The following is a 9133-nucleotide window of genomic DNA, read 5'->3' on the forward strand; positions in this document are numbered from 1 at the left end:
CGAAGCGGGCTGGCGCCGCCAAAACACACATCGCGTTAGCGGACCGGCTTCAAGACGGAGAGGCTTGTGGAATCGAGCGGCGGTTCGGCCCAGCGCCGCCCGAGCCGCAAGGCATGCCCGCCCAGGTCCAGCAGCCGGCGCCCGGCAAAGCGGCGCAGACGGGTCCAGCCCTTGGCAAGACGCCCGGGCCGCCGGGGGCGCACCGGGCGAAACTGTGGGGCGAAGGGTTCGCTGATGCCGGGGGGCAGCATCCTGACGCTGGCGCGCAGCATGCAGAAATGTTGGATCTCAGACATAATTTTCCTCACTCTTTGCTGGACTCCGGGGAGCTGAAAGATCCAAGGAGTGCTTGAAAAATTATCTAGATCAATAAAGTATAGTTGGCTACCCACGGCGACAAACGACACTTTCTCATCTATCGAATTAATCAGACTAAGGTATGGGATCGTGAAAGACCTGCCCCCCTTGAATGCCTTGCGGGCCTTCGAAGCCGGTGCCCGTCATCTCAGCTTCACCAAGGCCGCGGAGGAACTCCACGTTACCCAGGCGGCGGTGAGCCACCAGGTGAAGGCGCTGGAGACCCATCTTGGGGCGTCCCTCTTCAAGCGCCTGACCCGCAAGCTGGTGCTGACGGATCAGGGGGCGATGCTCTATCCCGTGGTGAACGAGTGCTTCGCCCAGATCGCCGAGACCGCCGGCCGCCTGCGCGGCCAGGGCGAGTCGCGGACGCTGACCGTTTCCATCACGCCGTCCTTCGGGGCGAAGTGGCTGATCCACCATCTGCCGCGCTTCTGGGCGGACCACCCGGAGATCGACCTGCGCCTGCACCACTCCTACCAGATGGCCGATCTGCGCCGCGACGATGTGGACATGGCGGTGCGTTTCGGGGCCGGTCCCTGGGACGGCGTGACCACGGAGTTCCTGCTGCGGGTGGACTACACGCCGGTCTGCGCGCCCTCCCTGCTGCAGGGCGACAAGCCGCTGCGTCAACCCGGCGACCTGCGGCATCACACCCTGTTGCACGAAGACGACCACGACGGCTGGATCCAGTGGCTGGCGGTGGCCGGGGTCACCGACATCGACCCGCGCCGCGGGCCGATCATCGACGATTCGACGGTGATCCTGCATGCCGCGGCGGAAGGGCAGGGGGTGGCGCTCGGGCGCAGCTCCCTGGTCGCCGAGGACCTGGCTTCCGGGCGCCTCGTGAAACCCTTCGACGTGACGGTGCTGAGCGATCTCGCCTACCACCTGGTCTATCTGCCCGACGCCCTGGAGCGGGCGAAGGTCAAGACCTTTCGCGATTTCCTTTTCGACGCCGCCCAGGCGACAGGACTGGAGCTCTAAGTCCGTCCCCGTCAGCGGTCTTGCCGAAGGCTGCCGTGGCGTTCGCCGCCGGGCGCGGCGGCGACGGGGGCGCCGACGATCTCGAAGTAGAGCTTGCGGCGCATCGCCTCGGCGAAGTCGTGAAAGTCGTTGGCGGTCAGCAGGAAGCTGCCCGGCCCGCCGACCACCCAGGCCTGGTAATAGTCCGTCAGGTCCGGCTCCTCGTTGAGGATCGCCAGGCCGTTGATCGTAATGCCGATCCGGTTGGCATAGGCCCTGGCGTGGGCCGGCGACTCGCCTTCGTTGGCGCGGCCGTCGCCGGAGACATCGATCACCTGACGTTCGCCAAGGAAGCCGTTGCGCTCGATCGCCGTCACCGCCTGGGTCAGGGCGCCGCTGAGCGAGGTGGCGCCGCCCGGGATGAGGCGGTCTGTGCGTCTGACCGCCTTTGCGAAGGCCAGGGCGCCGCCGACCCCGTCGATGCGGGTCCAGTCGATGGCCATGGTCTGGGCGCCGCTGCTGGACCACTGCAGAAGGCCGACGGCGATGCCCCGGCCGCCGATCTGTTCGATGGCGGCGAGGACCGGCGGGTCCTCGAAAGCGCGGGCGATTCCCTGCATCTGCAGAGAGAACTCCTCGTCGCTGACACTGGACGAGCAGTCGACGGCCAACAGCAGTTCCAGGTTCACGGCCTCAGTTTGCGCGGCCGCGGCCACGGGGCGAAGAAGGATGACGAGTGTCAGGGCCAAGGCCAGGACCGGGGCGAAAAGGAGCACTGTGGGCGTCGGCATGCCGGTAATCTAGCGGTCATCGCGATCGGCGGATAGCGCGCCTCGCCCCGTGCGTACGGCATTGTCATCGTCACGCCTGCGCACACGCCCGCGACTTTGGCTGCCGTCCGAAATCCCGCCAATGGTTCATCGCATTTAAAGGCCGGGCGCGGCATAGTGCGCAGCGCCGCTTCTGTCATCGAGTCGGATTCGGGGGGACGCCCGTGGGCAGGCAGGGTTCGTTGAGTTTCGTGATGTCGCTGATCGCCGTCCTGGCGGTGGGGGTTGTTGTTTCGACGACGGGGGTTGCCGCGCAGGGCGCCGCGGAGTCCGGACAGGGAGGCACGGAGGACGGGCTTGGCTGGGTGCGGCTGCAGGTGGTGCCCCATGGTGGCGCGGCGCCCCTGACCTCCGCGGTCGACTGGCAGATCCTGACCTTTGCGCGCGATGCCACAGGGCGGCGGCAACTGGTCGCCGAGACCAAGAACGCCCAGCCCGAGCTGGCGTTGCCGGAAGGTTTCTACCTGGCCCAGGCGCAAACCCGGGACGCGCTGGTCAAACACACCATCGAGGTCGCCGCCGGGCGAAGCTACAGCTATACCCTGGACATGAACGCAGGTGCCGTCGCCGTTTCCGCGGTGCGTGGGCGCGGCGGGCCCTCGGTGCGGGAAACCGTCGACTGGCAGGTCTTCAAGGCCAGCGACACTGCCTTCAGCAAACCGGTGACTACACGCCAGGCCGCCGACGGCCGCTTCCTGCTGCGCCAGGGGCGCTATGTCATCCTGGCCCGGCAGGGGCCGTGGCGGGGTCGCGCGAACGTCGAGGTGCGCGCCGGCAACGAGCGGCGGCTGACCGTAGAACTGAACTGACGAGATCTAGACTGAGGCCGGGGTCAATCGAGGCGACGGAGTTTCTCGGCCGTTTCCTTGCGCCACTCGGCCTCCGCGCGCAGGGTCTCCAGGGTGACGATGCGGCCGGTGTTCGGGTCGATCAGGGGTTCGCCGTGCGCTGCCGTCCCGAAGATCCGGTCCAAGGTGTGCTGACCCTGATCGCTTTGCACGAACGCGACGATGACGACCAACGCGGCAAGGGCGCAAAGGGTAGCGATCCTACGTGGCATGGGGGACCCGGTCCCTCCTTGGTGACCTGAAGTCTGCGGTGCAGATCTACTGCCTGGCAATGTAGAGACGTCCCTCACAGTGGCTCATGACATTTCTGTGGCATTACAACAATCGGTCACTTTAAGCAACCGATTTAAACTGCTGATTTTGTTGATCTGTGACCGATCCCCAACGCTCTAGAAGAGCCACTCCGGAAGCACTGTCGCCAGCGGTTGCCAGAACCAAAGAACCGCCATGCCGAGGACCTGCAGCCCGATGAACGGCAGCACCCCGGCATAGATCTGGCCGGTGGTGATCTCCTTGGGCGCGGCGCCGCGCAGGTAGAACAGGGAGAAGCCGAAGGGCGGTGTGAGGAAGGAGGTCTGCAGGTTGATGGCGATGAGGATCGACAGCCAGACCGGGTCGTGGCCCAGCAGGATCAGGGCCGGGGCCACCAGCGGCAGGATGATGACCGAGATCTCCACGAAATCGAGGAAGAAGCCGAGCACGAAGATCAGCGCCATGACGAACAGCAGCGCCCCGTCGGCGCCGCCGGGCATGGCGGCGATGATCTCCTCGACATGGGCATCGCCGCCGAGGCCGCGGAAGACGAGGGAGAAGACGCTGGCGGTGAGGATGGTGGCGAAGATCATCGCCGTCACCGTCATGGTGGAGGTCATGACCGGCTTCAGAATCCCGGCCCGCCAGGCGCGGCGCAGGGCCAGGCCGACGGCGGCAAGGGCCAGGACCACCAGAGCGACGGCCAGGAGGCCGAGCAGCCAGTCGATGGCGCCGACGTCCGCGCGCTGCAGGCGCACCGGCGCGAGGCGGGAGAGCACGGCCAGCGCCAGCAGCGCGGCGCCGCCGGCATAGATCAGCCGCGGCGATCCGTCCTGCCGCAACGCGGCCAGGAGCAGTGCGCCGATGGCCCCCACCGAGGCCGCTTCGCTGGGGGTCGCGACGCCGCCGAGGATCGAGCCCAGCACGGCGATGATCAGCACCGAGGGCGGCACCAGGGCCGAGAGCACCACGGCGCGCGACGGCGCGGCCTCCGGGCGGGCGAGGGCCGGGGCCGCCTCCGGCGATGTCCAGGCCTTGACCAGCATGTAGCCAACGTAGATGGCGACCAGCATCAGGCCCGGCAGCAGCGCGGCGGCGAAGGTCTGGCCCACCGAGATGGTGTCGATGGTGAACAGGCCCTGGCGGAACTGCGCCTGCTGATAGGCGTTGGACATGACGTCGGAGAGGATGATCAGCAGGGTCGAGGGCGGGATGATCTGGCCCAGGGTGCCGGCGGTGCAGACCACCCCGGAAGCGAGACGCGGGTTGTAGCCGTTGCGTAGCATGGTGGGCAGCGCGATGAGGCCCATGGCGACCACGGTGGCGCCGACGATGCCGGTGGAGGCGGCCAGCAGGGCGCCCACCAGGATCACCGACACGCCGAGGCCGCCGCGCAGGCTGCCGAACAGCCGCCCCATGGTCTCCAGCAGGTCCTCGGCGATGCGGCTCTTTTCCAGCACCACGCCCATGAAGACGAAGAGCGGAATGGCGATCAGCACGTCGTTGGTCAGCAGGCCGAAGACGCGTTGACCCAGCGCGCCCAAGAGGCTGACGTCGAAGACCCCGAAGGCCCAGCCGAGCCCGGCGAAGATCACGGCGATGCCGGTCAGCGTAAAGGCAACGGGGTAGCCCAGCAGGATCGCCCCGATGAGCGCCGCGAACATCAGAACGTCGAGGTAGGCGGTCACGCCGGGTCGTCGGCGCCGCGCAGGCGCAGCAGGTCGCGCAGGGCGCAGGCCAGGCCCTGGACGATCAGCAGGATGCAGAAGGCGGGGATCAGCGACTTCATGAGAAAGGAGGCGGGGATGCCGCCCACCGAGATCGGCCCTTCGAGCACAGCCCAGGAGTTGCGCACCGAGGGCCAGGTGACCCAGAGCAGCATCAGCATGGAGGGCAGCAGGAAGCCGAAGGCGCCGAACAGATCGGTGAGGGCCCGGCCGCGCCTGGACCGGCGGCTGTAGAAGATGTCGACCCGCACATGGGCGTCGACCAGCAGGGTGTAGCCGGCGCCCAGCATGAACAGCGCGGCGTGCATGTAGAGCACGCCCTCGTTCAGGAAGATGAAGGAGATGCCGAAGACATAGCGCAGCAGCACCACGGCGAACTGCAGCAGCACCATGGCCAGCGTCAGCCAGCGCACCGTCGAGCCGACGGCCTGGTTCACCGCCTCAAGCCGGTCGATCCATGGCTGCATGGTCGCCTCTTGTTAATCCCCCAAGCCGTCAGGCAACGCCGTTGCCATTCTCCCCACTGTCATGCTCGGGCTTGTCCCGAGCATCCATGGTTCGACCGGGTCGCCGCGGTGCCATGGACCCTCGGAACAAGTCCGAGGGTGACGGATCGAGAATGGCCTTAGCGATGCCGTCGCGCCAGCCCCTTAGTCAGTTTCTCAGTACGTGTAGTCCAGCGCGCGGGCGTTCATCTGGCCGTTGTCGGCGAAGACCATGTAATCGGAGATCGAGTTCCGGTAGGCGAGGAAGCTCTCGACGATGCGCTTGACGAGTTCGTCGTCGCTTTCGCGCAGTTCCGTCATCACCTCGCCGGCGGCATTGCCCATGGCGACGAGCACGCTCTCCGGCAGCATCTTCACCTGCACGCCCTGTTCGGCGACGAGCTTCTGCAGGGCGAGCGCGTGCTTGGTGGTGTACTCGGTCCAGACCGGGTTGTAGAGCGACTCGCAGGCCAGCGCGACGGCCTGCTTCAGGTCGTCAGGCAGCTCCTCGTAGGCCTTCAGATTGACGCCGCATTCCTCGGCGGAGGAGGGCTCGCCGACGCCGGGCCAGTAGTAGTTCTTGGCCACCTGGTAGTAGCCGAGGGCGGAATCGGTCCAGGGGCCGATGAACTCGCCGGCATCCAGGGCGCCGGACTGCAGCGCCTGGAACATGTCGCGCCCGCCCATGGCCTGCACCGCCATGCCCAGCTTGGCGCACATTTCCGAAGCCAGCCCCGTGGTGCGGAAGCGTAGGCCCTTGAGGTCGTCGACGGAGTTGATCTCGCTGCGGAACCAGCCGGCCCACTGCGGCCCGGAGTTGCCGCAGAGGAAGGGCTTCAGCCCGAAGCGCGCGTACATCTCGTCGTAGAGCGCCTGGCCGCCGCCGTGAGTCAGCCAGCCGACCTGCTCGTCGGCGCGCAGGCCGAAGGGCTGCGAACCGAAGACCAGGATGCCCTTGGACTTGGAGCCCCAGTAGGCGGGAACCGCGTGGTAGAGCTCGGCGGTGCCCTCGGAGACCGCGTCGAAGACGCCGCGCCCCGGCACCAGTTCGCCGGCGGCGAAGAGCTTCACCTCGATGCGCCCGCCCGACAGCGCGGTGATGCGGTCGGCGAGAAGCTGCGCGGCGACGCCGGGCCCCGGCAGGTTCTTGGGCCAGGCGGTCACCATCTTCCACTGCATCTTGCCCTGGGCGACGGCGGGCGCGGCCAGGCCGGTCGTGGCGACAGCGGCGGCACCGGCCCCGCCGGCTTTCAGAAAGGCACGTCTTTTCATCGCGGTTCTCCCTCTTGATTGCCCTTATGCAACAGTTCTACGCGGGCGCCTCGGGTTCCGTCCAGCAGCGGCAGGTTGTGGTCCCGCATTCCCCCCATTTGGGCGCCCGACGCGATGCGGTCAGCCCGGTTTGCGGCAGAAGACTTCGATGGGAAGGATGGCCTCTTCCGCAAAGCCGCGGTTCATGTTCGCCGCCATGGTGGCGGCGCCATCGCCGTGAATCATCTGTACCGCGCGGTGGGGCGGCTTCTCGCCGCGTTCGACCATGGCCCGCGAGCGCGCGCCGAAGGCCAGCGCCTCTTCCCGGGTATCGCGCCATGTGATGTCTGCGAAGCCACCGGCTCGCAGGTCCTCCGCGGTCTGTTCCGGCGTCGTCAGAAAGCTGGCGTCGGCGCTCTCCGCCCAGGGGGTCGGATAGTCGAGAGGGCCGCCGGGCCCAAGGGCGATCTCCGACAGCACCAGCCAGCCCCCGGGCTTGAGGACGCGCCGGATCTCGCCGTAGAGGGCGGCCCTGTCGGCGATGTTCATGGAGACGTTCATGGAATAGACGCCGTCGAAGGACGCCGCCTCGAAGGGCATGGCCAGGGCATCGCCCTGGTGGATGCGCACCCGCTCCTCCAGCCCCACAAGCGCGTTCAGACGCTGGGCGACCTGGCAGAACTCCTCGGTCAGGTCGATGCCCGTGACCCGGCAGCCGAAGCGCTCGGCGAAGTAGCGGGCGGGCCCGCCGATGCCGCTGCCGACGTCCAGCAGGTGGTCGTTCGGCGCGACGGAAAGCGTTCCGGCAATCTCCTCCGTCACCTCCAGGCCCCGGCCGTGGAACTGATCGTAGGGCGCCAGGGCGGCGACGCCGGCAGCATCCGGGTCGACGCCGTCGTCGCGCAGGGCGGCCTGGATCCGCGTGAGGAGATCGCCCTTGGTGTAGTGGTCCGCGATGTCAGGCCGGCTGCTCACACTGTGCAATCCTTCTCCTGTGTTCGGCTGCAAGCAGTGTCGTCTCAGATCCGCCTTCAGTCCAGCATGGGCAGCTTCAGGCCCTGTTCTCTGGCGCAGTCGATGGCGATCTCATAGCCGGCATCGGCATGGCGCATCACGCCGGTGCCCGGATCGTTCCACAGCACCCGGGCGATGCGCCTGGACGCGGCTTCCGTGCCGTCGCAGACGATGACCATGCCGGAGTGCTGGGAGTAGCCCATGCCGACGCCGCCACCGTGGTGCAGGGAGACCCAGGTGGCACCGCCCGCGGTGTTCAGCATTGCGTTCAACAGCGGCCAGTCGGAGACGGCGTCGGAGCCGTCGCGCATGCCCTCGGTCTCCCGGTTGGGGCTGGCGACGGAGCCGGAGTCCAGATGGTCGCGGCCGATCACCACCGGGGCCGAGAGCTCGCCGCTGGCCACCATCTCGTTGAAGGCGAGGCCCAGGCGGTGGCGCTGGCCGAGGCCGACCCAGCAGATGCGCGCCGGCAGGCCCTGGAACTGGATGCGCTCGCGGGCCATGTCCAGCCAGGTGTGCAGATGCGGATCGTCGGGGATCAGCTCCTTCACCTTGGCGTCGGTCTTGTAGATGTCCTCCGGATCGCCGGAGAGCGCCGCCCAGCGGAACGGGCCGATGCCGCGGCAGAAGAGGGGACGGATATAGGCCGGGACGAAACCGGGGAAGTCGAAGGCCTGCTCGACCCCCATGTCCTTGGCCATCTGGCGGATGTTGTTGCCGTAGTCCAGGGTCGGCACGCCCTGGGCGTGGAAGTCCAGCATGGCCTGGACCTGGACCGCCATGGACTCCTTGGCCGCCTGCACCACGCCGGCCGGGTCCTTGATCTTCTCCTGCTCCCAGCGCTCCAGGCTCCAGCCCGCCGGCAGGTAGCCGTTCAGCGGGTCGTGGGCGGAGGTCTGGTCGGTCACCGCGTCGGGGTGGATGCGCCGCTTCACCAGTTCCGGGAAGATCTCCGCGGCGTTGCCCAGCAGACCGACGGAAACGGCCTCGCCCCTGACCTTGGCCTCGTTGATGATCTCCAGCGCCTCTTCCAGGTTATCGGCGCGGCGGTCGAGATAGCCGGTGGTCAGGCGCATCTCGATGCGGCTGGGCTGGCATTCGACCGCCAGCATGGAGGCGCCGGCCATGGTCGCCGCCAGCGGCTGGGCGCCGCCCATGCCGCCGAGGCCGCCGGTCAGGATCCAGCGCCCCTTGAGGTCGCCGCCGTAGTGCTGGCGGCCCACCTCCACGAAGGTTTCGTAGGTGCCCTGCACGATGCCCTGGCTGCCGATGTAGATCCAGGAGCCGGCGGTCATCTGGCCGTACATCATCAGGCCCAGCTTATCGAGCCGCCCGAAGTGCTCCCAGTCGGCCCAGTGGGGCACCAGGTTGGAGTTGGCGATCAGCACCCGCGGCGCGTCGGC

10 protein-coding genes are annotated in these 9133 nt (G+C 67.7%); 2 read left to right on the plus strand and 8 right to left on the minus strand.

What is annotated here, in order from left to right; all coding sequences use genetic code 11:
- Positions 1-35: 35 nt before the first annotated feature.
- A complete protein-coding gene (locus Q0996_RS16420; RefSeq protein WP_299622073.1) occupies positions 36-296 on the minus strand; it encodes a hypothetical protein in 261 nt (86 codons plus the stop codon).
- Positions 297-447: 151 nt separating this feature from the next.
- Here Q0996_RS16420 and Q0996_RS16425 point away from each other — a divergent pair, with 151 nt between their 5' ends.
- On the plus strand, positions 448-1344 hold the full coding sequence (locus tag Q0996_RS16425; protein WP_299622075.1) for a transcriptional regulator GcvA: 897 nt from the start codon (positions 448-450) through the stop codon (positions 1342-1344).
- An 11-nt stretch (positions 1345-1355) separates the two neighbouring features.
- Here the strand turns inward: Q0996_RS16425 and Q0996_RS16430 are convergent, their stop codons facing one another.
- Entirely contained in the window at positions 1356-2114 is a 759-nt protein-coding gene (locus Q0996_RS16430; RefSeq protein WP_299622078.1) for a DUF1194 domain-containing protein, read from the minus strand.
- 221 nt (positions 2115-2335) lie between these two features.
- Between Q0996_RS16430 and Q0996_RS16435 the strand changes: the two genes are divergently transcribed.
- Positions 2336-2962 (plus strand): hypothetical protein, encoded by a 627-nt coding sequence (locus Q0996_RS16435; protein WP_299622081.1) that lies wholly within the window; start codon positions 2336-2338, stop codon positions 2960-2962.
- Between the two features lie 23 nt (positions 2963-2985).
- Here the strand turns inward: Q0996_RS16435 and Q0996_RS16440 are convergent, their stop codons facing one another.
- From Q0996_RS16440 to hutU, 6 genes are all read right to left on the minus strand, one after another.
- Positions 2986-3213 (minus strand): hypothetical protein, encoded by a 228-nt coding sequence (locus Q0996_RS16440; protein WP_299622084.1) that lies wholly within the window; start codon positions 3211-3213, stop codon positions 2986-2988.
- Positions 3214-3390: 177 nt separating this feature from the next.
- A complete protein-coding gene (locus tag Q0996_RS16445; protein WP_322096734.1) occupies positions 3391-4917 on the minus strand; it encodes a TRAP transporter large permease subunit in 1527 nt (508 codons plus the stop codon).
- A gap of 20 nt (positions 4918-4937) precedes the next feature.
- Positions 4938-5447: a TRAP transporter small permease subunit gene (locus tag Q0996_RS16450; RefSeq protein ID WP_299622089.1), complete on the minus strand. Its 510-nt coding sequence runs from the start codon at positions 5445-5447 to the stop codon at positions 4938-4940.
- A 195-nt stretch (positions 5448-5642) separates the two neighbouring features.
- Positions 5643-6737 (minus strand): TRAP transporter substrate-binding protein, encoded by a 1095-nt coding sequence (locus tag Q0996_RS16455; protein ID WP_299622092.1) that lies wholly within the window; start codon positions 6735-6737, stop codon positions 5643-5645.
- Positions 6738-6857: 120 nt separating this feature from the next.
- Positions 6858-7691: a class I SAM-dependent methyltransferase gene (locus Q0996_RS16460; RefSeq protein ID WP_299622095.1), complete on the minus strand. Its 834-nt coding sequence runs from the start codon at positions 7689-7691 to the stop codon at positions 6858-6860.
- A 56-nt stretch (positions 7692-7747) separates the two neighbouring features.
- Positions 7748-9133: urocanate hydratase (hutU, locus tag Q0996_RS16465; protein WP_299622098.1), on the minus strand; the 1386-nt coding region annotated here is incomplete at its 5' end.

Origin of the sequence: Pelagibius sp., from assembly GCF_028289705.1 — a bacterium.
Taxonomy (GTDB): domain Bacteria; phylum Pseudomonadota; class Alphaproteobacteria; order Kiloniellales; family Kiloniellaceae; genus Pelagibius.

What these genes read in the sequence shown, in the direction of transcription:
- Q0996_RS16420 (WP_299622073.1), bottom strand. Translation starts at nt 296, where the DNA reads ATGTCTGAGATCCAACATTTCTGCATGCTGCGCGCCAGCGTCAGGATG.
- Q0996_RS16450 (WP_299622089.1), bottom strand. Translation starts at nt 5,447, where the DNA reads ATGCAGCCATGGATCGACCGGCTTGAGGCGGTGAACCAGGCCGTCGGC.
- Q0996_RS16430 (WP_299622078.1), bottom strand. Translation starts at nt 2,114, where the DNA reads ATGCCGACGCCCACAGTGCTCCTTTTCGCCCCGGTCCTGGCCTTGGCC.
- Q0996_RS16440 (WP_299622084.1), bottom strand. Translation starts at nt 3,213, where the DNA reads ATGCCACGTAGGATCGCTACCCTTTGCGCCCTTGCCGCGTTGGTCGTC.
- Q0996_RS16455 (WP_299622092.1), bottom strand. Translation starts at nt 6,737, where the DNA reads ATGAAAAGACGTGCCTTTCTGAAAGCCGGCGGGGCCGGTGCCGCCGCT.
- Q0996_RS16445 (WP_322096734.1), bottom strand. Translation starts at nt 4,917, where the DNA reads ATGTTCGCGGCGCTCATCGGGGCGATCCTGCTGGGCTACCCCGTTGCC.